This is a genomic window from Micromonospora sp. RTGN7, assembly GCF_033804645.1.
Lineage (GTDB): Bacteria > Actinomycetota > Actinomycetes > Mycobacteriales > Micromonosporaceae > Micromonospora.
The window spans coordinates 82,997-109,106 of the sequence record NZ_JAPZLF010000022.1 but is presented as its reverse complement, the minus strand read 5'-3'; the positions used below and the strand labels follow the sequence as shown (position 1 = coordinate 109,106).

The window sequence follows — 26,110 nt, the reverse complement described above, 5'->3', positions numbered from 1 at the left end:
GAACAACCACACACCATCCGAAACCCCCACACAATGGGAGCCCATCCGGGGCATTTCCGTTCACCGTTCCGTTCCTCGCACCCGCCGCTCTCGCGCCGGGCACTTTTACTAAGTTACCCGCCGATTTTCGCTCTGTCAAATCGGCATTTCCCGATTCGAACCGCTTCCATTCTCATTGCGGGCACCATTCATCGACCGACTTTCGCCGGACGCTTCCTGGGATCCGGCAGGCCGTCCGCCGCGGTTTCCCGCTTGGCGCCCGTTTCCCTGCCGGCGCTGAACAGTACCCCGCCGGCTCCACCGCGCCAAATCGGCCCCCTGCCAGCCGGGAGGAAGCCGATGCTCCGGCGCGTGCGACGCGAGTCTTCCCTGGTCAACCGACCGACTCAGGGCTGCACACCAGGCCCTGCGCAGCTCTGCCCGCTCGGGCTGACGGTGGTGCGAGCCGGACACCCCCTCGGCAGAGCCGTCTACCAGCACCCCTGCCCTGATCGTGCGGCCATGACCAGCGTCACCCACCGGGAACTCTCGGGCAGGTGCGGCGCAGGCGGCAGGCGGCGCCGACGAGCGCCCGGGCCGGAACACCCCGGCGGCCGGCTGGCGCAGATCGGCAAGGTCGCCGAGCGGGTCGGGTTGAGGATCCGCACCATCCGTCACTACGAGGAGCTCGGGCTGATCGGCTCCGCGGCGCACAGCGAGGGCGGGTTCCGCCTCTACCCGGAAGTCGTCACGGTGAGCGGCCGACCGGCTGACGGGCGTCGTCGCGCCGCCTGTGGCGGACGCCGGGTCCGTCGAAAGCAGCACCCCGATCTCGCCAGCCAGCAGGAGGCCGGGCGGTACGGCGGCTGACAGCGTTGACAGCGTCAGCCGCCGTACCCCGAGAGGGAGCCCCCTTGGCCACCGCCGTCACCACCGCCGCCGGCCCGACCGGCACCCGGATCGCCCTGCTCGACGTCCTGCGGGGGGTGGCGATCCTGGGCACCCTCGCCACCAACGTGTGGATCTTCGCCACCCCCGGCTCGGAGGCCCGGCTCCTGGTCGACGCCGCCGCGGTGTCGGCCACCGCCAATCTGACCGGCGGGCCGGTCGCCGCCGTCGCCGAGGGGGTCTTCCGGTTCCTCGCCAACGGCAAGTTCCTCGCCCTGCTCACCATCCTGTTCGGGGTCGGCCTGGCGATCCAGCACGGCTCTGCGGTGTCCCGGGGCCGGGCCTGGCCCGGCCGGTACGGCTGGCGGGCGCTGCTGCTGTTCGTCGAGGGGACGCTGCACTTCGTCCTGGTGTTCGCCTTCGACGTGCTGATGGGGTACGCGGTGACCGCCCTGCTGGTGGCGTGGCTGCTCGCCCGTTCGGCGCGGGTGCAGAAGGTGGCGATGTCCCTGGCCGCCGGGGTGCACCTCACCCTCATGGGGCTGCTCACCCTCGCCCTGGCGCTCGCCCCGCCCGACGAGCGGGCCGTTCCCGACGCGCCCGGCCGGTTCTTCACCGAGGGTGGTTACCTCGCGCAGGTCACCTTCCGGCTGGCCAACTGGCTGCCGCTGCGCGCCGAGCCGATCATCAGCTTCGGGCTGCTGGTCTTCCTGTTCCTGCTCGGGGTGCGGCTGTTGCGGGCCGGCGCGTTCGGCACCGACGACCGTGGCCGCGCGCTGCGCCGTCGGCTGCTCCGCCTCGGGCTGGGCGTCGGGCTCCCGCTGAACGCCGCGACCACGCTGGCCGGGCCGGAGCTGTTCCTGGTCGACCGGTACGTCTGCGCGCCGCTGCTGGCGGTGGGCTACCTCGGCCTGGTCGGGGTGCTGCTGGACCGGCGGAGCACACCGGGCGCGGTGACCTCCGGGTTGACCGCGGTGGGTCGTACCGCGCTGTCCTGCTACGTCCTGCAGAACGTGTTGTGCGTGGTGGTCTGCTACGGCTGGGGGCTGGGGTTGGCCCGATCCTGGCAGGGGGCCGCGCCCTGGTGGGTGCTGGGCCTGTGGGCGGGGGTCAGCGGCACGCTGGTGCTGGTGGCGAGCTGGTGGACGGGCCGGTTCGGGGCGGGGCCGCTGGAGGCGGCCCAGCGGGCGGTATTGCGCCGGCTGGACCGGCCGTCCTGACCGCCCCGAGGGGTTCGGTGGGTCGCGGCTTCCCGCCGGTCTGCTCGTGCGGGGCGCGACACTACCGGCGTGGGCGGGGCGCGGCCAGCAGCGTCGAGGCGGTGAACCGTAGCAGCGGCAGGTAGATCCGTACGGAGTCGCTGAGCGACGCGAAGTGCGAGGACTCCTTGTCCGCCAGGTAGGTGGTGGCGATGACGGTCTGCCGCACGGGGTGACCGTCCCGGACCGCCTCGAGCAGGATGTTCATCTCGTACTCGAATCGCTCGCCGGGCACCGCGAGCAGCCAGTCGAGCAGGGCGTGCGAGTACGCCCGCAGGCCGGTCTGGGTGTCCCGGACCCCGACGCCGGTGGCGGCCCGGAAGAGCAGGCCGGTGACGCCGTTGCCGATCCTGCTGCGCAACGGGACTGTCCCGTCGAAGCGCCGCACGCCCAGCACGATGCGTTCGTCGTCGTGCAGGGCGCCGGCGACGCGCAGGACGTCCGCGACACGGTGTTGACCGTCGGCGTCGGCGCAGACCACGTCGTGGCCGGGATGCGACCGGGCGATGTGCCGGAACCCGGTCTTGAGGGCCACGCCCTTGCCCCGGTTCGTCCCGTGGCGCAGGACCTCGCAGCCCAGCTCGCGCACGGCGTCGAGGGCCGACGCGGACGCCGGGCCGCTGCCGTCGTCCACCACGACGACGCGGGCGTCGGGGGCGGCGTCACGCAGGTCGCGGACGAAGGCGAGCAGCCGCTGCCGCGGTTCGTACACCGGCGCGAGAACAATCATGTGACCCGCCCACCCTTTCGTGACATCGGCCGATCCGATGTCGACGGTCCTGTACCCCGTCGGCGCTCGCGCGTCACCTCCCGTCCGCCACCGGCTGCTACCGGCTGCCCCGGGCGGGCCTGAGCCCGGCCGCCCGGCCCCGGTTCAGCCGCCGGCCCGCCGCAGCAACGCGATCATCGCCCGCTCGCGGCGCAGCAGCCCCCCGGGGTCGCCGGCGCCGAGGAACCACAGCCGGGACGCGAGGCGTACGGCGTTCTCGGGCCACCCCGTGGGCTCGGGCTCCCCGCCGGTCGCGGGGACGTCGAGCAGTGCTCCGCCGCGCAGCCCGAGCGCCCGGCGCGCGAGGTACCTGACCCGCGGCAGGTGCCAGGAGTGCGAGACGATGCCCAGCGGGTGGCTCGGGCCGAAGACGTGACCGTCGAACAGTCCGTCCTCGGCGGTGCGCAGAAGGTTCTCCAGGGTGCTGCGCGAGCGCGGTTCGGCGTGTAGCTCCGCGTACCGGTCGAGGCCGGAGTCGAGCGCGTGCCGCAGCATCAGGTCGGCCTCGCGGCACCCGGCCGGCGGCGGGTCCGCACCCTCGGCGGCCTCCGCCCAGCCGCCGCTGAACACCACTCGGGGCAGGTTGCCGCGCGCGGCGGCGCGCCGGAACGACGCCTCGTTGGCGGCGACGTAGTCGAGTGCGGCCTGCACCCGCGCGGTGCTGGCCGGGGTGAGCGCCCAGGTCGTGCCGGAGCGTCGCACGCCCCGGCCGAAGACGATGAGCACGGTGGCGGTCGGCGACGTGTGTCCTCCCCTCGGCGGCTGTCTGACAAGCGTAGCCGGATGGCCGGGAGGCGGCCCGGGCCTGCCGTAATCGCAGTCCAGCCATCGCACATATCGGCATGCGACGATTGACAAAGTTTAGATTGACAACTTAATCTGCCGGCGATCCGACCGCCGTCCACGCACGACGACGGCCACCACCTTCGAAGCGGCACCACGTCCCGGCAAGGAGCGTCATGACCGTTCTCCAGCACCCCAGAAGACGTACGCGATGGCGGATCGGCGCGTTCACCAGTGCCGTCACGATGCTGCTGGCCGCGATCGGCGTGCTGCTGACGGGCCCCGCCCAGGCGGCGGCCGGTTGCGCCGTCACGTACCAGGTCAGCAGCCAGTGGCAGGGCGGGTTCGGCGCGAACGTGAGCGTGACCAACCTCGGCGAGTCGGTCAACGGCTGGCGCCTGACCTGGACCTTCCCCTCCGGACAGCGGGTGACCCAGGCGTGGAACGCCACGGTCACCTCCGCCGGCAACGACGTGACCGCCGCCAACGTCAGCTACAACGCCACCATCGCCACGAACGCGACCGTGTCGTTCGGCTTCAACGGGTCGTGGTCCGGCGCGAACACGAACCCCACCGCGTTCGCGCTCAACGGCGTCGCCTGCACCGGCGGCACCGGTCCCACCACCGCGCCGCCGACCACGCCACCACCGACCACTCCCCCGCCCACCGGTGACGCGATGGCGGCCGTGGCCGCCATGCAGCCCGGCTGGAACCTGGGCAACTCCCTCGACGCGGTCGGCGCCGACGAGACCGCCTGGGGCAACCCGCGTATCACCGAGGCGCTGCTGGACAACGTGCGGTCGCAGGGCTTCAAGAGCATCCGCATCCCGGTCACCTGGAGCGCACACCTGGGCGGCGCACCGAGCCACACCATCGAGGCGGCGTACCTCAACCGGGTCAAGGAGGTCGTCGACTGGGCCCTCGCCGACGGCTTCTACGTGATGATCAACATCCACCACGACTCATGGCAGTGGATCAACACCATGCCCACCGACCGTACCAACGTGCTGACCAAGTACAACGCGATCTGGACCCAACTGTCGAGCACCTTCCGCAGTTCGTCGGCGAAGCTGGTGTTCGAGAGCGTCAACGAACCCCAGTTCACCGGCAGCTCCGGCGACGCCCAGAACGCCACGCTGCTCAACGAGCTCAACACGTCCTTCCGCACCATCGTGCGGCAGTCCGGCGGCAACAACGCCACCCGCCTACTGGTGCTGCCCACCCTGCACACCTCGTCCGACCAGGCCCGGGTCGACGAACTGGCGGCCACGTTCACCGCGCTGAACGACCGCAACCTCATCGCGACCGTGCACTACTACGGCTACTGGCCGTTCAGCGTGAACATCGCCGGCGGCACCCACTTCGACGCGACCGCGCAGAAGGACCTCACCGACTCCTTCGACCGGGTGTACAACGCCTTCGTCGCCAAGGGCATCCCAGTGATCATCGGCGAGTACGGCCTGCTCGGCTTCGACCGCAGCACCGGCACCATCGAGCAGGGCGAGAAGCTGAAGTTCTTCGAGTACTTCGGCTACTACGCGCGGACCAGGAAACTCACCACGATGCTGTGGGACAACGGCCAGCACCTCGGCCGGACCTCGTTGCAGTGGAGCGATCCGGAGCTGATCGCGCAGCTCAAGTCGAGCTGGACCACCCGCTCGGGCACCGCCTCGACGGACCTGGTGTTCAACGCCAAGGCCAGCGCCATCTCGGCGAAGACGATCACGCTGAACCTCAACGGCGCCACGTTCCAGGGTCTGCGGCAGGGCACCGCCGACCTGGTCCAGGGCACCGACTACACCGTCAGTGGCAGCCAGCTCACGCTCACCGCGTCCGCGCTGACCCGGCTGACCGGCAACCGGGCGTACGGGGTCAACGCGACGCTGCACGCACGGTTCTCGCAGGGCGTCCCGTGGCGGATCAACGTGCTCACCTACGACCGGCCGATCCTGGCCAACGCCACCGGGACGACCAGTTCGTTCGCCGTACCCACCCAGTTCCGGGGCGACCAGCTCGCCACGATGGAGGCGAAGTACGCCGACGGCAGCAACGCCGGTCCGCAGAACTGGACATCGTTCAAGGAGTTCGACCGCACGTTCGCGCCGAACTACACCACCAACGCGATCACCCTGACCTCGGATTTCTTCGCCGAGGTCAACGACAACGCGCCGGTGACCCTCACCTTCCACTTCTGGAGCGGCGAGAAAGTGACGTACAAGGTCACCAGGTCCGGCAGCGCCGTCACCGGCACCGTCGGCTGACCGCCCGGCCGGGGCCCGGTCGTCCCCCCATGCAGCACGGTGGGGACGACCGGGCCGCACGGTGGGGACGACCGGGCCGCGCCGCCGTCACGAGCGCCGCCGTCGCCCCGGCCCGGTCGGTGTCAGGAGAAACGTTCGATCGTGACCGGGATGAGCCCCTACATCCGCAGTGTCGTCGCCAGCTCGCGCAGGTAGCGGCCCGAGGGTGTCGTCACGGCTGGTGGCCAGCTCGGCGGTCAGGTCGAGGCACCAGGGGCCGCCACCGCCGATCCGGCGCAGGTGCCAGGTGAAGGAGTCGACCCCGACGCGGCGTCCGGCCACGCCGAGGACCCGCGACCCCGGGTCGGCCGGATCACCGGCCCTCTCCATCCGCCAGGCCTCGTGCAGCTTCGCCAGCCCGTCCGGGGCGAGGTCCGCAGCGAACAGGATCCGGTAGATCCGGGTGTCGGCCGGGCCGGGGCTGCCGTGGACAACGGCTGCCCGTCGTAGAAGTGGCCGCGCAGGGCCTCCTCGTCGGGCAACGCGCCCCCGCCGAGCCGGCGATAGGCGGCCGCCGCCAGCTGCCGTGGCACCCCGACCACCCGGCGGCGCAGGCCGGCGTCCACCCGGATGCTCCGGCTGAAGACCGCCGAGTCCCACCAGTGACGGTCCGCCGGCGTCCAGGCGACAGAAGCGAGGCGCGCCGCCGGCGGTCACGCGCGGCCCCGTCCGGCACGGGGTCCGGGTTGTTCTCCTCCCGCTCCAGCCCATCGGCGCCGGTCCGGACGTCGCCGGACCGTCTCCACGCCGACCGAGGCGGACCGCGTTCCCCGCCAGGCGGGATATCAACTTCCTTCAGCATGCAGTCGCAATATTTCGTAAAGCCGTTCAACTCTTGCACGACGTAGTCGACTGCTGACACGATGACTCTCAATGTCTTCACCAACCGGAAGGAGTGGAGCCATGACGGTTTCCCGTCGGCGGCTGATCGGATCCCTCGCAGCGGGTTCCGCCCTCGCCGCCGTCTCCCCGGCCGACCTGGTGTTCGCCCTGCGGGGCACGGCCTTCGCAGCCAGCCCGCCCGGCGACGTCGTCGGCAAGGTCTCGGTCGGCTACCAGGGCTGGTTCAGCTGCCCCGGCGACGGGGCGCCCATCGGCGGCTGGTGGCACTGGAGCCGCGACCGGTTCCAGCCGCCTGCCCCGGCCAACACCACCATCGTGTCCTGGCCGGACATGCGGGAATACACCCGCGGCTACACCACCGCGTACCCCGCCCTCGGCAACGGCCAGCCGGCGCAGCTCTTCTCCTCCTACGACCAGCAGACCGTAGACACCCACTTCCGCTGGATGCAGGAGCACGGCTGCGACACCGCCGCCCTGCAACGGTTCAACCCGTTCGGCGACGAGGGGCCGACGCGCGACGCCATGACGGTCAAGGTCCGCAGCGCGGCCGAGCGCTTCGGCCGCAAGTTCTACATCATGTACGACGTCACCGGCTGGACGACGATGCAGTCCCAGATCAAGGAGGACTGGACCAACCGGATCTCCGCGCACACCGCCTCCCCGGCGTACGCCCGGCAGAACGGCCGGCCCGTCGTCTGCATCTGGGGGTACGGCTTCAACGACGACGGCCGCCCCTTCGCGCCCGCGCCCTGCCTCGACGTGATCAACTGGTTCAAGGCCCAGGGCTGCTACGTCATCGGCGGCGTGCCGACCTACTGGCGGCAGGGCATCAACGACTCCCGGCCCGGCTTCTCCGAGGTCTACCACGCCTTCCACATGATCTCGCCGTGGATGGTCGGCCGCACCGGCACCCTGGACGGGCTCGACTGGTTCCACACCAACGTCAACGTGCCCGACCAGGCCGACTGCGACGCACACGGCATCGACTACCAGCCCTGCGTGCTACCGGGCGACCTGTCGTCCGGGCACCGCCGCCACGGCGACTTCTACTGGCGGCACCTTTACAACTTGACCCGGCTCGGCGCCCAGGGCCTCTACGTGTCGATGTTCGACGAGTTCAACGAGGGCAACCAGATCGCCAAGACCAGCGAGACGCAGGCGACCACCCCGGCCGGGGTGGGCATCCGGGCATTGGACGAGGACGGCACCGCCTGCTCCGCCGACTACTACCTGAGGATCACCGCCGACGGCGGCCGGATGTTCAAGGGTCAGCTCGCCCTCACCGCCGTACGGCCGACGCCGCCGGTCGTCGGCGGAGGCCCGGGCCCGGAGCCCGGCGGCGACCTGGCCGCAGGCCGGCCGACGGCGGCGAGCAGCCAGAACGGCCCGTTCGTCGCCGGCAACGCCGTCGACGCCGACCGGGGCAGCTACTGGGAGTCGAGCAACAGCGCCTTTCCCCAGTGGTGGCAGGTCGACCTCGGCGCGAGTCACCAGGTGGCCCGGATCGTCCTCGCCGTGCCGGCCGGCTGGGCGGCCCGTACCCAGACCGTGACGGTGCAGGGCAGCACCGACGGCGCGACCTTCACGACGCTCGCCGGGACGGCCGGGGTCCGCTTCGACCCGGCCACCGGCAACACCGCGACCCTCACCGTGCCCACGACCGCCGCCCGGCACCTGCGGGTCACGGTCACCGGCAACACCGCCTGGCCGGCGGCCCAGCTCGCCCAGATCGGCGTGTACGCGCCGACCGGCACACCCACCCCGACCACCGACCTCGCCCGGGGCCGGCCGACGGCGGAGAGCGGTCACGTCCAGACCTACGGCGGCGCGAACGTCGTCGACGGCAACCCCGACAGCTACTGGGAGAGCGCCAGCAACGCGTTCCCGCAGTGGGTGCGCGTCGACCTCGGCACGACCGTCGGCATCGGACGGATCGTGCTCCGGCTCCCGGCCGCCGCCACCTGGCAGCGACGCACCCAGACGCTCTCGGTCGAGGTGAGCCCGGACGACACCGCGTGGAGCACCCTCGTCGCGCCCGCCGGACGGGTCTTCGACCCGTCCACCGGCAACCAGGTGACCCTCACCGTGCCGGCGACACCGGCCCGGTACGTGCGGATCCGGGTCACCGGCAACACCGGCTGGCCGGCGGCGCAACTGTCCCAGCTGGAGGTATACGCCGGGTAGTGGCGGCGTAGGCGTCCCCCCGCGCTTCCCGCAGCCCGTCCACCGGCCGCCGCGCGGCCGGATCCCACCACCCACAGAGAAGAGTCACCCATGTCCCGGAGCATCATCCCTGCGGCACGAGGGCCGGCGCGGCGACAACCGCACCGAACCCGGGCATCCGTCGCCGCCGCCGTCGCGCTCACGACCGCCCTCGGCGTCCTGGCCGGGGCCCCCGCCCCCGCGACCGCCGGCCCGCCCGCCGGCGCCGGCCCCGTCGTGACCCGGGCCGGGCTCGATCCGCAACTGGTCGCGGGCCGCGGCGCCGACGTCGGTTTCATCGCGCAGGAGGCGGAGAACGCCACCACCGACGGCGAGATCATCGGTCCCGACCGCTCCGCCTACACCCTGCCCGCAGAGGCCTCCGGCCGCCGGGCGGTCCGGCTGACCCCCGGCCGGTACGTCGAGTTCACCCTGCCGAACGCGGCCAACGCGATCACCGTGCGCTACAGCATCCCTGACGCGCCGGGCGGCGGCGGCATCACCGCGCCGTTGGAGGTGGCGGTGAACCACCGGCAGGTCCGGACGATGACCCTCACCTCGCAGTACGCGTGGCTCTACAACCAGTACCCGTTCTCCAACGACCCGGGCGCCGGGCTGCTGCACCCGGACTGGTGGATCACCGAGTGCTCGTGCGTGCCGTCGGCCACCACCCCGTACCCGCGCATTCCCACCCCGTTCCGCCCCAGCCACTTCTACGACGAGCAGCGGCTGCTGCTCGGCCGCACGTACCGGGCGGGTGACCGGGTCCGACTCACCGTCCCCGCCGACAGCAGCTCCGCATGGACGGTCATCGACCTGCTCGACTCCGAGCTCGTCGCCCCGCCGCGCGTCCGGCTCGCCGCCGCGAACGTGCTGGCCTTCGGCGCCGACCCGACCGGCCGCCGCGACTCCGCCGCCGCCCTGGACCGGGCCATCGCGTTCTCCCGGCGGGCGGACCTTCCGGTCTACCTGCCGCCGGGTACGTACCAGGTGAACCGGCACATCGTCGTCGACGACGTCACGATCGAGGGCGCCGGAAGCTGGTACACGATCATCAAGGGGCGTGAGGTCGCGCTGCCGACGCCCGCCCCGGACGGCTCGGTGCACACCGGCGTCGGCTTCTACGGCCGGGACGCCGCCGACGGCGGCAGCCGCAACGTGCACCTCGCCGGCTTCGCGATCGAGGGCGACGTCCGCGAGCGCATCGACACCGACCAGGTCAACGCGATCGGTGGCGCGATGAGCGACTCCACCATCGACGGGCTGTACCTGCGCCACACCAAGGTGGGCATCTGGTTCGACGGGCCGATGACGAACGTACGGGTCACCGGCAACGTCATCGTCGACCAGATCGCCGACGGGCTCAACTTCCACACCGGCGTCACCGACTCGCTGGTCGCGCACAATTTCGTCCGCAACACCGGTGACGACGGGCTCGCGATGTGGTCGGAGAAGACCGGCAACGCCCGCAACAGGTTCGACCACAACACCGTGCAGTCCCCCGTGCTCGCCAACGGCATCGCCCTTTACGGCGGCACCGACAACACCGTGTCGAACAACCTTGTCGCCGATCCGGTCCGGGAGGGCAGCGCCATCCAGGTCGGGTCCCGCTTCGGCGCGGAGCCGTTCACCGGGCGGCTGCTCATCACCGGCAACACCACCGTCCGCGCCGGCACGTACGAGCTGAACTGGAAGATCGGGCTCGGGGCCATCTGGTTCTACGCGCTCGACCGGGACATCGACGCGAACATCGAGGTGGTCGGGGACCACTACCTCGACAGCACCTACAACGCCGTCATGCTGGTCAGCGACTGGCCGGTGAAGGACCTCTACTCGATCAAGAACGTCCAGTTCCGCGACATCCGGGTCGACGGGACGGGAACCTCGGTGGTGAGCGCCCGCTCGGCGGGCTCCGCCTCGTTCCTCGACGTGGACGCCCGCAACGTGGGCGCGGTCGGGGTCAACAACTGCGGGTCGTTCCACTTCACCCCGGCCGGCTCCGAGTTCTCCCTGTCCGACCTCAGCGGCAACGACGGTGGCTGGCTCGCCCCATGGCTGCTGCCGAACACCATCACCTGCGACGATCGCCCACCGGTCGTCCCGCCGCCGCCACCGTCCTCCTGGTGAGCCGGGGCCGGCGGGCGGTGGACCACCCGCCCGCCGGCGCCCGCACCGAGCCCCGCCGTCCGGCTATGGACGGCCGGGGCGGAGCGACTCACCGGCTGGGCGCCCGGCGTGTGCCCGATCTTGGTGCCGTACGTCAGGGTGCGCTTCAGGCCGTGCGGCCGCTGTCCGAGCCGTAGGTGTCGTAGAAGCTGCGGTCTTGCCCATCTATAGGTAGGTGTCGGCCCGACCCACGCGGGACGGGCCGGGCCGCGCGCGGCAGGACGCCGTCGGAGGGCGTGATCCCCCGACGGCGTCCGGTGGTGGTGCCGTGGGTCAGTTCCTGTTGATGGTGAAGGTGGACGTGGTGTTCTTGACGTCCTGGGCGTTGTTGCTCATCCGCAGGTTGTTGAAGGTGACCGAGCCGACGGCCGGGCCCTGACCCGCCTCCGGCATCTCGTTCACCCAGATCCCGAAGCCGGACTTGGCGTCGAACGCGTCGCCGCTCTTACGGGCTCCGGTGATCGAGATGTTGGTGAAGATCGTGTCCTTGACCGGGAACTGCGGCTGACCGCCGACGTAGTTGGTCTGGAACATGATGCCGCTGTAGGTCGGGTCGACGATGTCGACGTCGCTGACCCGGATGCCCTGGAACACCTTCGAGGCGGAGAAGACCCAGATCGCCGGGAAGGTCTGCCCGTTCCAGAAGTGCCCGCCGGCCCGCACGATCGAGATGTTCTCGAACCTGGTGGGCGGGTCGGCCCCGAAGCCGTTCATCGGGTACCCGAAGTCGAGCGAGCTGATCGTGATGCCCGAGTAGACCAGGGTGTCCGCGATGTAGATGTTGCGGAACGTGTTGGCGTAGCCGCCGTAGACGGCCACCCCGGCGGCCCGCCAGGTCAGGGTGGAGGTCAGGTTCTCGTAGATGTTGTCCCGCATGTCGGCGCCACCCGCGTCGATCGCCGAGAAGAGCGCGAAGCTGTCGTCGCCGGTCGCCCGGGCGTCGTTGTTGCTGACCAGGTTGTTGGTACTCCCGTTGGTCATGTTGATGCCGTCGGCGAACATGTTGCGGATCCGGGAGTTCTTGATGGTCATATAGTCGGTGTTCGCGCCCCAGTAGAGGCACACCATGTGCTCGTTCCAGACGTTGTCGATCACGATGTTCGACACGTTGGAGAAGTCGAACACCTTGCCCGGGCCGTCGATCCGCGAGGTGTAGTTGCCGAAGTAGGCGAAGTTCGCGAAGGACGAGCCGGCCGCCGAGTTCTCGGCCCGGAAGCCGATGTCGGTGTTGTCCTGACCCGACGGGGCGTTGAAGCGGGTGTACCAGGGGCCCGCGCCGGTCACCTTGACCGCCTTGCCGTACACCTGGAACTTCGACGCGGTCGAGTAGTTGCCAGCGGGCAGGTAGACCCCGACCAGGGTGCCGGTGGTGTCCATCCGCACCCGGTCCAGGGCGTTCTGCACGTCGGAGTGAGTGAAGCCGGTCGGCGTGGTGTACTTCGCCGGGTCCGGGTTGGCGGTCGGCGCGACCTGCTCGGTGTTGACGAAGTCGATCGCGTACGTGGTGGTGTTCGCCGGGTCCTTCTGCAGCCGGATCCTGCTGCCGGCCGGGACGGTCGAGTTGAGCATGACGTTGGCTTCGTCGTAGATGTGCCGCGGCCCACCCGCGCCCGGCGAGTTGCCCGGACTGGCCTCGGCCCCGTAGAGCCAGGCGTACTGGGAGGTCAGGTCGATGGCCTTGTGGAAGGTGCCGTTGACGTAGACGTTCAGCGTGGAGTTGATCCCGCCCCCGCCCGGGGCGTCCGGGATGGAGAAGCGGGTGACCAGGGTGTTGGTGCTGCCCCGGGTGGTCCACTCGACGTAGCTGCCGGTGCTGTTGAGGGTGACCGCCCGCCGCCCGGACGCCTCGCCGGCCGGATCGCCGATGTTCCGGTTCGGCCCGATCACGGCCGCGCCGCCGCCGACCACGCCGTCCTCGGCCTCGTACATGTCGTACGGCATGTTGGCGCCGCGCCCGACGAACAGCGGCCGTTCGCTGGTGTTGTTGGCCTGCTTGACCGGCAGCTCGTTGGCGTCGACGGCGAGCACCATCCGGACGGTGTACTTCCCGTTCGCGGCGGTCCAGGTGCCCAGGTTGACCGGGCCCACGGTGGCCCCGGCGTTGATCACACCGGAGTACGAGCCGGTCAGGGTGCGGACCACGGTGCCGGCGTCGTTGAGCACGGTCAGCGTGACGCCGTGCGCCCCGGACGCCGAGGCGACGGTGCCCGCGTTGCGCAGGGTGACGGAGAAGGTGACGGTGTTGCCCGCCGACGGGTTGCCGGGCGTCCAGTCGACCGACTGGGCGACCAGGTCCGAGCTGGCGACCGGGCTGACCACCAGCGGAGACGGGCTGGTGTAGCTGTTGTTCGTCTCGTCCTGCTCGATGACGGTGTTGGCCTCATCGACCTTGGCGCTCAGCGGGTAGCTGCCCGCCGCGCGGGCCCCGATGTTCGCCGTGACGGTGCTCGAGGCGCCGGCCGCGAGGGCGCCGACGGAGGCGGTGCCGACCCGTACGCCGCCCAGGTAGAGGTTGACGTTGGTCGCGCCTGAGGCCAGCGTGCCGGCGTTGCGGACGGTGGCGGACACGGTGATCGCGTCGGTCTCGGTGGGGCTGGCCGGGCTGGCCGACAGGCCGGTCACGCTCAGGTCCGGGTTCGCGGCCGGAGTGCCGATGACCTGGAACTCGGCCACCTGCCCGCCCGGGGCGCCGGAGTTGGCGGTGATGTTCAGCCGCACGTCGGCGGCGGTGGCGGAGACCGGGATGGTCACCGTGTTGCCCGACGCCGGGTTGAACGTGTAGCTGGCCGCGCCGGCCAGGCTGGTGAACGCCGACGCGCTCTGCTCCCGGCCGAGCACCTGCACGGTCTGGGTGCGGGGGCCCCACGAGGAGTCCGGGTTCAGCCTCAGCACCACGGAACTGACGGCGGCGTTCGCCCCGAGCTGCACGGTCAGGGTGCCCGGCTGGCCGTTGCTCTCCCAGTACGTCGCCGCATTGTTGTCGTTGGCGTTGGTCGCAACGAACGTGTGCACGTACGACGAGGCGGTGATCGGCTTACCGACGGCGAGGTTGGTGCCGCCGGTGCCGCTGCCGGTGCGGGTCACCGTGTTGCTGTTCGCCGACTGGTTGCCGGCGGCGTCGCGCGCCCGCACGTGGTAGGAGACGGTGGCGCTGGCGGGCTGGTTGTCGGTGTAGGTCAGCACGGTGCCGGCGACGCTGCCGCGCAGCGCGTTGTTGGCGTAGACGTCGTACCCGGTCACCCCCACGTTGTCGGTGGAGGCGGTCCAGGTCAGTCTGATCTGACCGCTGGCCGGCTGGGTGTAGGCCAGGTTGGCCGGCGCGCTCGGTGCCTGGGTGTCCCCGGCCGCCGGCCCGTACAGCTCGAACTCGGAGACCTGGCCGGCCGGCCAGCCGCTGTTGGCGGTGAGGTTGAGCCGGACGTACCGGCTGCTGGCCGCGGCGAACGTGATGGTCACCGTGTTGCCGGTCGCCGGGTCGAAGGTGTACCCGGCGGACGCCTTCAGGGTGGTGAAGGACGAGCCGTTGGTGCTGCCCTGCACGGACAGCGTCTGGGTACGGGTCTGCCAGGCGGCGGCCGGCGGCAGCTTCAGCACCACCCGGTCCACGGTGACGGTGGCGCCGAGGTCGGCCTGGAGCCACTGCGGGAAGGCGTTGTTGGCGCTCTCCCAGTAGGTGTCCGGGTTGCCGTCGTTGGCGTTGGCCGGCACGTAGTTCTGGCTGACGCTGCTGGCGGTCATGGTGGCGGAGATACCGGCGAGGGCCGCCGCGGTCGCGGGCGCCGGCGCGGCGGCCGGTGCCGCGCCGACGCGGGCCCCGGCCGGGGCGGGCGACGCGGCGGCGGGCAGGGCGGGGACGCCGGAGACCAGCAGTCCGGTGGCCAGCAGTCCTGCGGTCAGCCACCGGCTGGGGGTACGTCGTCTCGTGCTGTTTCCGGGCATGGCGGAGCTGCACCTTCTCTCGGGGGTGGTGGTGCCCGCCGCTGGCCGGGGGGTGCCGCGGCGGGGTGGGGCTGCCGGGCCGGCCGGGTCGCGAGGACGGCCGACCGGCCCGGAGACTGGCGCCGTCAGGCGGAGTGGACCTCGAACTCGGAGAGCTGCCCGGCCGGCCAGGCGGTGTTGCCGGTGACGGTCACCCGCACGTACCGCTGGGTGGCGGCGGGGAAGGTGACGGTCACGGTGTTGGCGCTGGCCGGGTTGAACGCGTAGCCGGCGGAGGGCTTCAGCGTGGTGTACGAGGAGCCGTCGGTCGAGCCGAGCACCGCGACCGTCTGGGTACGGGTCTGCCACGCGGTCGCCGGGGGCAGCTTCAGCACCACCCGGGACACCGACCGGGCGGCGCCCAGGTCGACGGTCAGCGACTGCGGGAAGGCGTTGTTGGCGCTCTCCCAATACGTGTTGGCGTTGCCGTCGACGGCGTTGCCGCCGCCGTACACGTCGGCGTGGCTGGTCTCGCTGACCGGACGCCCCAGCGCCAGGTTCCCGGTGGGCGGCGGCGTGCTCGGCGGCGGGGGTGTAGTGGGCGGGGGTGTGGTGGGCGGCGGCGTGTCGCCGTACACCTCGAACTCGGAGAGCTGGGCCGCCGGCCACCCGGTGTTGCCGGTGACGGTCAGCCGCAGGAACCTCCGGTTGCCGGCCGGAAGGCCGATCGACACGGCGTTACCGGTCGCCGGGTTGAACGTGTACCCGGCCGAGGAGACGAGGGTCGAGTACGCCGAGCCGTCCGTCGAGCCGGCGACCGAGAGGGTCTGGGTTCGGCTCTCCCAGCCGGCCGGCAGCTTCAGCGCGATCCGGTTGGTGCTCACCGCCGCGCCGAGGTCGACCGTCAGCGTCTGCGGGAACGCACCGTTGGCGCTCTCCCAGTAGCTGGCCGCGTTGCCGTCGACCGCGTTGCCGGCCAGGTAGTTCTGCGACACGCTCGACGCGGTCACCGGCCGGCCCTGGGCCAGGTTCCCGCCGGGCGGCGGGGTCGTCGGGGGCGGCGTGGTCGGGGGCGGCGTGGTGGGCGGCGGGGTGCCGGTGGGCGGTGGGCTGGTCGGCCCGTTGCCCCACTGCGGCGCCGGCCATGGCCCGCAGTACGGGGTCGCGGTGTACCAGCCGGAGTTGCCGGCGCCCTGGGTGATCTGGAAGCCGCTGCCCACACAGTTGTGCATCGGGTTGCTCTGCGCGATCCCGGTGGCGCGCACGCCTGTGAACGACACCTGACTGGGCGCCTGCACCTGCAACGCGTACGTTCCGGCCCCGTCGATGCGGATATTGTTCAGGTTGATCCCGCTGGTCTGGCCCTCGATCCAGTGCAACGCCGCATAGGAGCTGTCCAGGATGTCGGTGTCGGTGACGTTGATCGTGGCGCCCTGGATCGCCTCGTTCAGCGCGGAGAACCAGATCGCGCCGACGCCGAAGTTCCAGTTGTAGTCGGAGTTGCCGTTACGGATCAGGGTGTTGCGGGCGATCGTCCAGGTGCCCTTGACCGCGGTGTCGCCCTGCACCCCCGGGTAGCGGTTCGCGACGTGGATGCCGCCGCCGTTGGTCACCGAGTCGGCCGTCACGTTGTCGGTGATCTTGATGTCCCGGCCGCCATAGCTGACCAGGTGGTTGGCCAGGATGGTGACGCCGATCGTGTTACGGGTGAAGGAGTTGTTCACGTTCGGCACGCTCTGCGCCCACATCGCCAGGGCGTCGTCGCCGGTGTTACGGACGAAGGTGTTGGTCACCGTGGAGTTGGTGACGCCCCAGTGGAAGTTCACCCCGTCGGCGGTCTGGTCGAGGATCCGGCTGTTGCGGATGGTGAAGTTGTCCATTGGGCCGTCCATCCAGGCCCCGACCTTGGTGCGCTGCATCCAGACGTTGTCGACCACCGAGTTCGACATCGCCCCGCCCATGGCGTTGACCTGGTCCTCGTCCACCCGCTCCCGGATGTCGCCGATGATGGCGAAATCGCGCAGCGTGACGTTGCGGCTGGGGCCGCCGGCCTCGTGCGGCCGGATCTCCCCGGTGTACCCGCCACCGGGGACGTACTTGCCGTAGATGCCGGCCGCGCGCTTGCGGTCGGTGGGGTGCCGGCCGCCGAGCACCGAGTACCACGGGCCCGCCCCGCGCAGGGTCACCCCGTCGACGACGACGTGGTCCCAGAGGGTGAAGGTGCCGGCGGGAATCCAGACCGCCTTGCCCTGGGCCTTGCCGGCGTCGACCGCCGCCTGGAACTTCGCCGTCGAGTCAGTGCCCCCGCTCGGGTCCGCGCCGAAGTCGGTGACGACGTCGAGGACGCCGGCGGGCTTGGCGATCGCCCCGCCGACCAGCTCGAAGTCGGCCAGGTCGATGGTGAAGGTCGGCGACTGCGCGGTCGAGGAGACCTGCAACCGGATCTTCGTGCCCGCGGGGTACGTGGTCCCGAACATCGCCCGGGTCTCGTCGTAGAAGTGGTGCGGGTTGGTGTCGCCCGGGTTGTTGTTGAACGGGTATCCGCCGTAGTACCAGCCGTACTTGGAGGTCACCGGGACGGCCTTGACCAGGGAGCCGTTGGCCCGCAGGTCGATGCTGGCGTCCCGGCCGGTGCCGGCGGCGTTGTCGGGCAGGCTGTAGCGGAAGGTCACCGCGTTCGCCGGGACGGTGAGGGTGAACTCGACGTACTCGCCGACCGCGTCGAGGGTGACCGCCTCCCGGCCGGACGCCTCGGACGGCAACTGGCCGTAGTAGCGGGTCGGGCCGATCTTCGTGCCGGTGTGCGCCGCCTTCTCCGCCTCGTGCTCGACGAACGGCACGGTGGCGCCGCGGCCGACGATGTCGAACGGGGACAGCCCGGCGGCACGGGCCGGGGTCGCGGTGGAGAACGAGACGACCGAGACGGCGGTCGCCACGAGCGCGGCGCCGGCGAACGCGGCCAGCGCGGCGCGGACGGGTCTTCCGGTGGGTGCAACGGTGGTGCCGGTGGTGTGGTGGGCCATGTGAGTGGCTCTCCGTTTCGTCAGCAGGCCAGGTCCCCGTGGAAGGGTGGTTCGCTGCGGCTGCTCCTCCTTCCGGTCGTGCTGGCCGTGGGCCAGCGGTGCTGCGGCCACCGGCAGGGCAGCCGATGGAGGGTGGCGGCGGGGCGGCGGGGCCGGACCGCCCGCCCGCGCGCGGGCCGCGACCGCCGGCCGGCCCCCGGGCGGCGCCCGCCCCCCCGCCGGCCCCCCCCCCCCCCACGGCGAGGTCACCTGCGGTAGACGCCGAACTCCCAGAGGGAGTAGCCGTAGTCGGTGGCCTTCCTGGTGCCGGTGACCCGCACGTACCGGCCGGTGCCGGAGAGGTCCAGGTCGTCGAAGCCCCCGTCGCCGCTCGTGGTCGAGTAGATCGTCGTCCAGGTGTTCCCGTCGTTGGACACCTCGACCGAGTAGGCGGTGGCGTACGCCGTCTCCCAGGCGAGCTGGACCTGGTCGAAGGACTGCACCGAGCCCAGGTCGACCCGGAGCCAGGCGGTGGCGACCCACTCGCTGGCCCACCGGGTGCCGTGGTCGCCGTCGACCGCGTACCCGGGTAGCTGCGGGCCGTTGGCACCGGTGGGCTGGTACGAGGAGGCGGTGGCCGCCCTGCCCCGGGCCAGGTTGGTGCCCGGGACGGTCGGCGGCACGACCTTGAAGGAGCGCTGCTCGATGCCGACGTTGCCGTGCCCGTCGAAGGCGTACACGTAGACCTTCCACACCCCGAGCCGCTCGGGGGCCCGCACCGTGAACCGCCCGTTCCCGGTCTGGGTGAACGTCAGGTTGGTCAGCCCCCGGTTGCCGGTGATGTGCTTGTCGCTGGCCATCAGCTGGTAGCGAACCAGGTCGCCCTGCGGGTCCCCGGCGGTCACGTCGACGGTGAAGGTGCCGCCGGCCGGCACGGCGGTCTGCGGGCTGACCGACATGGCGGTGATCTCCGGCGGGGTGTTCGCCGCCGCCTGCCCGGTGTACGCCTGGCGCAGCGCGTGGTAGCCGAGCCGCCGCCACCCGCCGGTGGTGGCGTTGAGCCACACCCCGCCGAAGTCGTTCTCCAGGCCGTAGTGGAACTCGGTGGCCCCGAGCGCCACGCCGGGGTGGCCCTTGATGGCGTTCCAACTCGCCGTGTAGCCGGCCCGCTTCGCCAGGTCGGTCGGCTCGTCGGGCACCCCGTTGACGTCGTTGGGCACCTCCCACTCGCCGTTCGGGCCGCCCTCGGTGAGCAGGTACGGCTTGGTGTGGCCGCCCGCGATCCAGTCCGACTTCACGGTGCCGATCGCGCCGTAGGAGTTGACCGCCAGCAGGTCCAGCGCGGGCGCGTACCGCTTGTAGTACGTCCACGCTTGGGTGTAGGCGTCCGTGGAGGTGACCGGGTGGTTCGGGTCGGCGGCGTGGACCGCCTGGGCCACCTCGTTGACGAACTGCGCGTACGCCACCCGCCGGGCCTCGACCACGTCGGCCGGGAGCCCGTGGTCCTGCATGGTCAGGATGACCTCGTTGCCGACGTCCCACATCAGCACGCCCTGCCGGTTCTTCAACGCGTTGACCCGGGCCACGATCTCGGCCTTGACGGTGTTCTTGTAGGCGGTGTCGTTGACGTAGTCGGCGCCCTGGTTGAGCCAGTGCCCGACGACCACCTTGATGCCCTGCTGGGCTGCCCGGTCGAGCAGGGCCGGGGTGTGGGTGTCGTCGACGCCCCAGATCCGGATCGTGTTGACGCCCATGTTCCGCAGGTCCCGCGCGTACCCGTCGGCGGCGGCCTGCGGCGGCCCGTAGGTCATCCCCCGCACCTCGTACGGCGCGCCGTTGACCTGGAGCTGCCAGTTGCCCTGGGTGCCGGTCACCCGCACCGTGCTCGGCCCGGCCGGGGTGGGCGGGTCGGTCATCGCGGCGGGGACCGTGCCGGTGGCCCGGGCCACGGTCACCGAGTCGACGCTGAGCACCCCGCCCGAGGTGGTCCCCGGGGTGGGGGTGCTCCGGCCGGCGATCGCGTTGGGCAGCGAGCCGCCGACGGCCAGGTCCAGCCGGAGGAAGAAGCCGTGGTGCACGGCGGCGTTCCAGGCGGTGACGCCGACCTGCGACTCGCGGACCACCCAGGTCTGCCGCCCGTCGAGGTAGAAGCGGATCTCCTCGTCGGTCCTGGTCCGGTCGATGACCTGGGTGTACTCGTGATAGCCGGTCCGGCAGCCGGTGCAGGTGGCCAGCCCGCTGGAGCGGCCGGTGTACTCGGCGCACACCCCGTCGGGCGCGGTGCCGCAGTGCAGGGTCTGGGCGAGCTCGCCGCGGCCGTTGACGTCGGTCATGATGTCGGTCTCGCCGACGCCGGGCCAGTTGGTGTAGTTGCCCCGGAAGGCGGCGCCGGTGGCGCGGAACCCGGGCCAGTACCCGAGGCCGTCGGCCACGTCGGGCTGCCGGAGCACGGCGGTGAACCGCAACTGCTCGCCGGCGCGCGGCTCGAAGTCGGCCCGCTGGGTCTCCAGCCGGCCCGAGGTCCAGGCGCCGGCGGCATCCCGGATCGCCCGGATGCTCAGCCGGCCGGCGCCGTCGAGCTGGACGTTCGCGGTCGACGCGGTCGCCGTCTCCACCTCGCCGGTGCCCCAGTTCGCCGCGCCGCCCGGGTAGGAGGTGCCGGTGCGCAGCAGCCAGTTCGCCGCCGACGGCGAGGTGCCGGCGGGGCCGGTGAAGTTGTCGGTCCAGACGGTCTGCCAGTCGCCGGGGACCGGCGGCGGGCTGGTGGGCGGGGGTGTGGTCGGTCCACCGAGCGAGCCGTAGACCTTGAACTCGTACAGCGAGTAGCCGTAGCCGCTGGACCGCGCGGTGCCGTACATCCGCACGTACCGCCCGCTGCCGGCGACGGTAATCGTCTCGGTGCCCCCGGGCCCGGTGGCCGTGCCGTACACGGTGGTCCAGGTGACGCCGTCGGCCGAGGTCTGGATCTGGTACGCCCGCCCGTACGCGCCCTCCCACTGGAGGACGACCTGGCTGATGGTGGCGGTGCCGCCGAGGTCGACACGCAGCCACTGTGGGTCACTGAACTGGCTGGACCAGCGGGTGCCGGCGTTGCCGTCGACCGCGTTGGCCGCGCCGACGTCCGGCCCCTCCTGGGAGGACGCGGTGACCGGCCGGCCCTGCGACAGCAGGACATCGGCCGCGTACGCGTCAGGTTGGGCGACCACGAGGTACGCCGCCACCAGCGCGACGACGGCGGCGACGAGCAGTGCGGGCCGGTGCCGCAACGGTGATCGGCGGCGGGGGACGGGAGAGTGAACGGTCATGGGCCTGCCTGTCGGAGAGGGGACGCCGACGCGAGGACGGCGGCGGATGGCGGCGGATGGCGGCGGATGATGTTCGTGTCCGGGCCGGTGACCGGGGGCGGGGGCGGGTCGCCCCCGGTCACCGCACGGCGCCGGTCAGGGCAGCTCGTAGTTGGCGTTGAGCGCCGCGCCGCGCTCGGGCTTGTACTGGTCGAAGCCGCGCGGGTCGCACTGGAGCCCGCCGTTGACGCAGTGGGTCACCAGCGCGTTGAGCGTCGGGGCGTCCCAGGCGTTGTAGAAGTCGTAGTGGAAGGAGTAGCCCCGGCCGCTGGCCAGCCGGACCCCGGACATGTCCCCGCTGGCCGGGAAGGCCATCTTGAACTCGATCATCGGTACGGCCACCGGGTGGCTGGTCGGGCAGACTCCGACGGTCGGGTACGCCATGTGACTCTTGTGGTCGGGCGTGTCCAGGTACCGGCCGTCCCAACAGCTCGGCGCCTGGTAGCGGATGTTGAGCTGGCTGCCGGCCGGGCAGGACGCCGGGAAGTCCCAGTTGCGGACGCTGTCGCCGCACTCCCAGCCCTCGACCGCGCCCGGGGCGTTGCGGAACTCCTCCAGGGTGGTGGCGGGGCTGCCGACGACGTACCGCAGGCCGAGCGGCGAGGGACGGACGCTGCGGTAGTCGATGACGCCGCTCTTGTAGTAGATGACCTGCCGGCCCACCGGTTGGATGGCGGTGTCGCCCCGGTACAGGGTCGGCATCCAGTAGCCCGTCTTGTCCCCGGGCGTGATGCAGGAGGTGCCGCCGGCCCGGAGGGAGGCCAGCGTGGTGCCGGCGTTCGTGGTGGTGTTTCCCATGAACGTGTGCGAGTGCGAGGCGCCCGGCAGGTTCGGGAAGACGATCGGGTCGTCAGGCAGATTCGACCGGCTCACCGAGCAGTTCGCCTGGAACTCGTGGTGGGTGGTCGGCGGGTTGGTGGGCGGCGGGATCGCCGTGGACGGGACCACGCCGGTGACCGGCGGGTCGGCCGGCACGTAGCCGGGTCCGCCGGTGGGCGGCGGGGTGGTCCCGACGGAGCCGTAGACCTTGAACTCGTACAGCGAGTAGCCGTAGCCGGTGCCGCGCTGGGTGCCGTACAGCCGGACGTACCGGCCGCTGCCCGTGACGGCGACGCTCTCGGTGCCACCGGCGCCGGTGGTGCTGCTGTGGACGGTGGTCCAGGCAGTGCCGTCGGTGGAGGTCTGAATCTGGTACGCCCTGGCGTAGGCGTACTCCCACTGCAGGACCACCCGGCTGACCGTGGCGGCGGCACCCAGGTCGACGCGGAGCCACTGCGGATCGGCCCACTGGCTGCCCCAGCGGGTGTCGGTCCGCCCGTCCACGGCGGCTGCGGCGGGGGCCTCGCCGTTCTCCACGGACGACGCCAGCGCCGGCCGGCCCTGGGACAGCAGGGTCTCCGCGGCCTGCGCCGTCGGGACGCCCGCCACCAGCAGTGATGCCGTCAGCGTCAGGGCGGCGACGGGCGCGATGGTTCTCCTGAGCCGTGGTCTGTCGGTCTTCATGATGACCTCTCCAGGGGTAGGACGGCTGCGCTCCGGCTGTCTCGCCGGCCGGTGGCCCGCTCGTGCCGCACCTGGCCCGGGATCAGGATCGCCGCCGGACCACGCACTCGGAGAGCGCTCTCCAAGTGTTACGCCGAAATTTCACATACGTCAATACGATCGACCCTCGAAGGCCGGTGGACGCACGGAACCGGACGGTGGGCAGCCCACGCCGGGATCCACCGTTGACTCGACCGGCCGAGGGCCCGCATGGTGCCTCACCACCGCAGGGCACCCGGCTCGTTTGAGCAGTCGGGGCCGGCGACGGCTCCGCCGGACGGCCAGCGCGGGCGGGTCGGGCCGGTCGTCGCAGCGGACCCGTGCGCACCGAACCGGAGGACCACATGCAGAGCTACCCGAAGGCGATCGTTCCCGTCGGCCACGTCGAGCCGGTGCCGCGCCGGATCCGGGCGTACGTCGGCGGCGTCCCAATGCTGGACACCACCGGGGCGCGGTACCTGTGGGAGGCGCCGGCCTACCCGCAGTACTACGTGCCCCTGGCCGACGTCGACCAGGAGCTGCTGGTCGACGAGGGACGCGTCGAGCGCACGTCGTGCGGGACGGCCCAGGTGCACGGGATCCGGGCGGGCGACACGGTGCGGCCGTCAGCCGCACGGGTCCTCGGCGACGACGGGCCGGCGGCGCTGTCGGGCACGGTGCGGTTCGAGTGGACCGCGCTCGACGCGTGGTTCGAGGAGGACGAGGAGGTGTTCGTCCACCCCCGTAGCCCCTACAGTCGGGTGGACGCGTTGCGGTCCACCCGGCGGGTACGGGTCGAGCTGGACGGGGTGCTGCTGGCCGAGTCGGTCTCCCCGGTGCTGGTCTTCGAGACCGGACTGCCCACCCGCTACTACCTCGGGCGCACCGACGTGGATCTCACCCGCCTGGTCCCGTCGGACACCAGGACCGCCTGCCCGTACAAGGGGCGCACCACCGACTACTGGTCGGTGCGGACCGACGCCTCCGTACACCCGGACCTGGCCTGGTCCTACGGGTTCCCGACCGGGGCGCTGGGTCCCGTCGCCGGGCTGATCGCCTTCTACAACGAGCACGTCGACCTCGTCGTGGACGGCCGGCCGCTGGACCGGCCGAGGACGGCGTTCTCCTGAGGCCACCGCCGGGCCGGCACGGACCGGAGGAGCCGGGACCGGCGGGTCGCCGGAGGGGTCCCGGGCTCAGCCGGCCAGCTCGGCGAGCGGGAACGCCCGGTGCCGGCGGGGCGGGACCAGGAAGTTCTGCCGGCGGGTGCAGGTCAGGAAGCGTTCCAGGCCGTTGTCCTGCTCGGCCACCCGGTGCGCGCGGGCCAGGTCCACCGACGCCTGGCTGCGCCGCATCCTGGTGAAGAAGTCGGCGGTGGGCACGAAGACGCTGAAGTGCAGCTTCGGCTGGCTGCTGCCGTCCGGCACGTCCAGCGCGTCGAAGCCGGGGCCGTCCACCCGCAGGTGCATCGGGGTGCCGTCGGGCGCCCGGGAGCTGCGCTGGAGGGTGGACAGGTGCCCCATCCGACGTTCACCCCGGGGCAGGCCGATTCCCCGAGCGGTCCGCTCGGCGTAGTCCGGGCCACGGTTCTCGGCGGGCAGGAAGGACGGCCCGCCGCCGTCGGTGAGCTGGTCGGTGTTGCCGGCGTGCACCGGCGGGGCGTGGAACATGTACTGCACCCGCTTGGTGAAGTTGCCGTTCTCGCTGGGTGGGGTGTCCGCCGAGGCCATGTCGTAGAACTGGAGCAGGTCGAGGATGACGTGCGACAGGTGCTGGATTCCGCCGTTGTCCAGGTAGTCCCCGGGGCGGGCGGTGGTCAGCCGGGCCGAGGGGTGCCCGGCGAAGGTGCAGATCGCCGGGGGGCCGGAGGCGTTGGACTGCTGGTCGGAGAAGCCCATCCACATCGGCGAGTCGGGCTGGATGAACCGGGCGTAGGGCAGCCGGTTCTGCTCGGCCACCGAGCGGGGCAGGCCGACCTGGGTGAACATGTGCCGGCTGGAGGTGATGGTGAGCAGCCCGGCGAAGGCCGGCGGGGGCGTCGGCCGGCCGGCCAGCGTGCCGCTGCCGTCGAACCAGGCCAGCACGTCCTGGATGACCGCCGCCCGGTCGCTGCGGAACGTGAACAGCAGGTCGTTCTGCTCGATCCGGACCGGCACGGTGAACCGCTTCTTGACCACCCCCGGGTTGTCCGGGTGGACGTCGGTCGGCGCGGGCGCCGCCTCCTCCAGCACCGACCGGGACGGGTCGGCGAGCAGCCGCGGCAGGTGCGCGCCGGCCAGGTCGCCGGTGAGCCCGCCGGGCAGCCGCCGGAAGTACGGCAGGCCGTAGGAGACGAAGGTCATCAGGCCGGCCGCGCCGAACGGATACCGCGTTTCCAGGGCGGCGAGCACCCGGGCCAGTTCCCGCTGGTCGTCGCGGCCGGGACTGCGGGAGAGCGCGGCGGTCAGGTAGACCGTGTGCACCGGGGGCATGACGAACGGCCCGCCGGTGGGCGAGGTCTGCTCCGGCGCGCTGAACCGGGCCACGTCGAACTGGATGTCGGGCAGCCCCTGCGCCGGGTCGGGCGCGGCAGGGCGGTCCGGGGTGCGGGCACCGGCCGAGCAGGCGGCCAACGCGGACGCGGCCATGGCGAGGGCGCCGCCGGCCAGCACCGTCCGGCGGTGCAGCCGGGGTTGGTCGCCCACGCGTCAGCTCGACCGGTCGAGCGCGGCGCGCAGCGCCCCGCCGAGTTCCTCGTCGCCCGGGTCGGTCAGCCGCACCGCGTACTCCGTCAGCCCGACGAAGCCCACCCGCGCGCCGCCGTTCTGGCTCGGGCTGACCAGCACCGTGTCGGCGTCCCGCTCGACGCCGACGTGCCGGGTGCCCTTGGCGTACGTGGCGTAGGAGCGCAGGCCGAGGGCGTCGAGGACGGGAGCGAACGGCGAGGGCCCGCCCCTCGGATCGGGGGTGGGGACGCCCGCGCGGGAGCCGTCGAGCATCCGGCGCACCGCCGCGCCCAGCGTCCGGTCGTCGGCGGGCTCGTCGAGGAGGTCGAAGAGCCCGTTGGCGATCCACATGCCATCGGTGCTGAGCGAGGAGGAGTAGGCGACGTACCGACCTCTGCGCAGGTCGAGTGCGGCGAGTCTGGTCATCGGTG

The 26,110-nt window shown here is 71.8% G+C and carries 13 protein-coding genes and 1 pseudogene; 6 read left to right on the top strand and 8 right to left on the bottom strand.

Going from position 1 to position 26,110, the window contains the following annotated elements; translation table 11 throughout:
• Nucleotides 1–501: 501 nt before the first annotated feature.
• Together SNR22_RS25150 and SNR22_RS25145 are read left to right on the top strand one after the other, a co-directional pair.
• Nucleotides 502–723 (top strand): annotated as a pseudogene (locus SNR22_RS25150) (MerR family DNA-binding transcriptional regulator); the annotation flags it as partial.
• Nucleotides 724–893: 170 nt separating this feature from the next.
• Nucleotides 894–2,087, top strand: a complete 1,194-nt coding sequence (locus tag SNR22_RS25145; protein WP_320069123.1) for a DUF418 domain-containing protein — start codon at nt 894–896, stop codon at nt 2,085–2,087.
• A gap of 61 nt (nt 2,088–2,148) precedes the next feature.
• Here the strand turns inward: SNR22_RS25145 and SNR22_RS25140 are convergent, their stop codons facing one another.
• Together SNR22_RS25140 and SNR22_RS25135 are read right to left on the bottom strand one after the other, a co-directional pair.
• The gene (locus SNR22_RS25140; RefSeq protein WP_320069122.1) at nt 2,149–2,856 is read right to left on the bottom strand and encodes a glycosyltransferase family 2 protein; all 708 of its coding nucleotides are present in this window, start codon (nt 2,854–2,856) and stop codon (nt 2,149–2,151) included.
• A gap of 144 nt (nt 2,857–3,000) precedes the next feature.
• Entirely contained in the window at nt 3,001–3,621 is a 621-nt protein-coding gene (locus SNR22_RS25135; protein ID WP_320069121.1) for a YdcF family protein, read from the bottom strand.
• A gap of 233 nt (nt 3,622–3,854) precedes the next feature.
• On the opposite strand from SNR22_RS25135, the gene SNR22_RS25130 reads away from it, so the two are divergent.
• The 3 genes from SNR22_RS25130 to SNR22_RS25120 all read left to right on the top strand — a co-directional run bounded on the left by SNR22_RS25130 (nt 3,855) and on the right by SNR22_RS25120 (nt 11,150).
• The gene (locus SNR22_RS25130) at nt 3,855–5,939 is read left to right on the top strand and encodes a cellulase family glycosylhydrolase (protein WP_413775701.1); all 2,085 of its coding nucleotides are present in this window, start codon (nt 3,855–3,857) and stop codon (nt 5,937–5,939) included.
• 942 nt (nt 5,940–6,881) lie between these two features.
• Nucleotides 6,882–9,005, top strand: a complete 2,124-nt coding sequence (locus SNR22_RS25125) for a discoidin domain-containing protein (protein WP_320069120.1) — start codon at nt 6,882–6,884, stop codon at nt 9,003–9,005.
• A gap of 90 nt (nt 9,006–9,095) precedes the next feature.
• A complete protein-coding gene (locus tag SNR22_RS25120) occupies nt 9,096–11,150 on the top strand; it encodes a glycosyl hydrolase family 28-related protein (RefSeq protein WP_320069119.1) in 2,055 nt (684 codons plus the stop codon).
• A gap of 312 nt (nt 11,151–11,462) precedes the next feature.
• On the opposite strand, the gene SNR22_RS25115 is transcribed toward SNR22_RS25120, so the two are convergent.
• The 4 genes from SNR22_RS25115 to SNR22_RS25100 form a co-directional block, all read right to left on the bottom strand.
• The gene (locus SNR22_RS25115) at nt 11,463–15,128 is read right to left on the bottom strand and encodes a discoidin domain-containing protein (protein WP_320069118.1); all 3,666 of its coding nucleotides are present in this window, start codon (nt 15,126–15,128) and stop codon (nt 11,463–11,465) included.
• A 125-nt stretch (nt 15,129–15,253) separates the two neighbouring features.
• A complete protein-coding gene (locus SNR22_RS25110) occupies nt 15,254–18,130 on the bottom strand; it encodes a discoidin domain-containing protein (protein ID WP_320069117.1) in 2,877 nt (958 codons plus the stop codon).
• 245 nt (nt 18,131–18,375) lie between these two features.
• The gene (locus tag SNR22_RS25105; RefSeq protein ID WP_320069116.1) at nt 18,376–21,414 is read right to left on the bottom strand and encodes a discoidin domain-containing protein; all 3,039 of its coding nucleotides are present in this window, start codon (nt 21,412–21,414) and stop codon (nt 18,376–18,378) included.
• A 135-nt stretch (nt 21,415–21,549) separates the two neighbouring features.
• The gene (locus tag SNR22_RS25100) at nt 21,550–22,956 is read right to left on the bottom strand and encodes a DUF1996 domain-containing protein (protein WP_320069115.1); all 1,407 of its coding nucleotides are present in this window, start codon (nt 22,954–22,956) and stop codon (nt 21,550–21,552) included.
• A gap of 359 nt (nt 22,957–23,315) precedes the next feature.
• Between SNR22_RS25100 and SNR22_RS25095 the strand changes: the two genes are divergently transcribed.
• Nucleotides 23,316–24,104 carry a DUF427 domain-containing protein gene (locus tag SNR22_RS25095; RefSeq protein WP_320069114.1) on the top strand — a complete coding sequence of 263 codons (789 nt, stop codon included), beginning with the start codon at nt 23,316–23,318 and terminating at the stop codon, nt 24,102–24,104.
• A 66-nt stretch (nt 24,105–24,170) separates the two neighbouring features.
• On the opposite strand, the gene SNR22_RS25090 is transcribed toward SNR22_RS25095, so the two are convergent.
• Together SNR22_RS25090 and SNR22_RS25085 are read right to left on the bottom strand one after the other, a co-directional pair.
• The gene (locus SNR22_RS25090) at nt 24,171–25,658 is read right to left on the bottom strand and encodes a hypothetical protein (RefSeq protein ID WP_320069113.1); all 1,488 of its coding nucleotides are present in this window, start codon (nt 25,656–25,658) and stop codon (nt 24,171–24,173) included.
• A gap of 3 nt (nt 25,659–25,661) precedes the next feature.
• Nucleotides 25,662–26,105, bottom strand: a complete 444-nt coding sequence (locus SNR22_RS25085) for a hypothetical protein (protein WP_320069112.1) — start codon at nt 26,103–26,105, stop codon at nt 25,662–25,664.
• Nucleotides 26,106–26,110: the final 5 nt, after the last annotated feature.

Coding starts and splice junctions, on each gene's coding strand:
- SNR22_RS25140 (WP_320069122.1), bottom strand. CDS start 2,856: ATGATTGTTCTCGCGCCGGTGTACGAACCGCGGCAGCGGCTGCTCGCC.
- SNR22_RS25130 (WP_413775701.1), top strand. CDS start 3,855: ATGACCGTTCTCCAGCACCCCAGAAGACGTACGCGATGGCGGATCGGC.
- SNR22_RS25125 (WP_320069120.1), top strand. CDS start 6,882: ATGACGGTTTCCCGTCGGCGGCTGATCGGATCCCTCGCAGCGGGTTCC.
- SNR22_RS25120 (WP_320069119.1), top strand. CDS start 9,096: ATGTCCCGGAGCATCATCCCTGCGGCACGAGGGCCGGCGCGGCGACAA.
- SNR22_RS25115 (WP_320069118.1), bottom strand. CDS start 15,128: ATGCCCGGAAACAGCACGAGACGACGTACCCCCAGCCGGTGGCTGACC.
- SNR22_RS25110 (WP_320069117.1), bottom strand. CDS start 18,130: ATGGCCCACCACACCACCGGCACCACCGTTGCACCCACCGGAAGACCC.
- SNR22_RS25105 (WP_320069116.1), bottom strand. CDS start 21,414: ATGACCGTTCACTCTCCCGTCCCCCGCCGCCGATCACCGTTGCGGCAC.
- SNR22_RS25100 (WP_320069115.1), bottom strand. CDS start 22,956: ATGAAGACCGACAGACCACGGCTCAGGAGAACCATCGCGCCCGTCGCC.
- SNR22_RS25085 (WP_320069112.1), bottom strand. CDS start 26,105: ATGACCAGACTCGCCGCACTCGACCTGCGCAGAGGTCGGTACGTCGCC.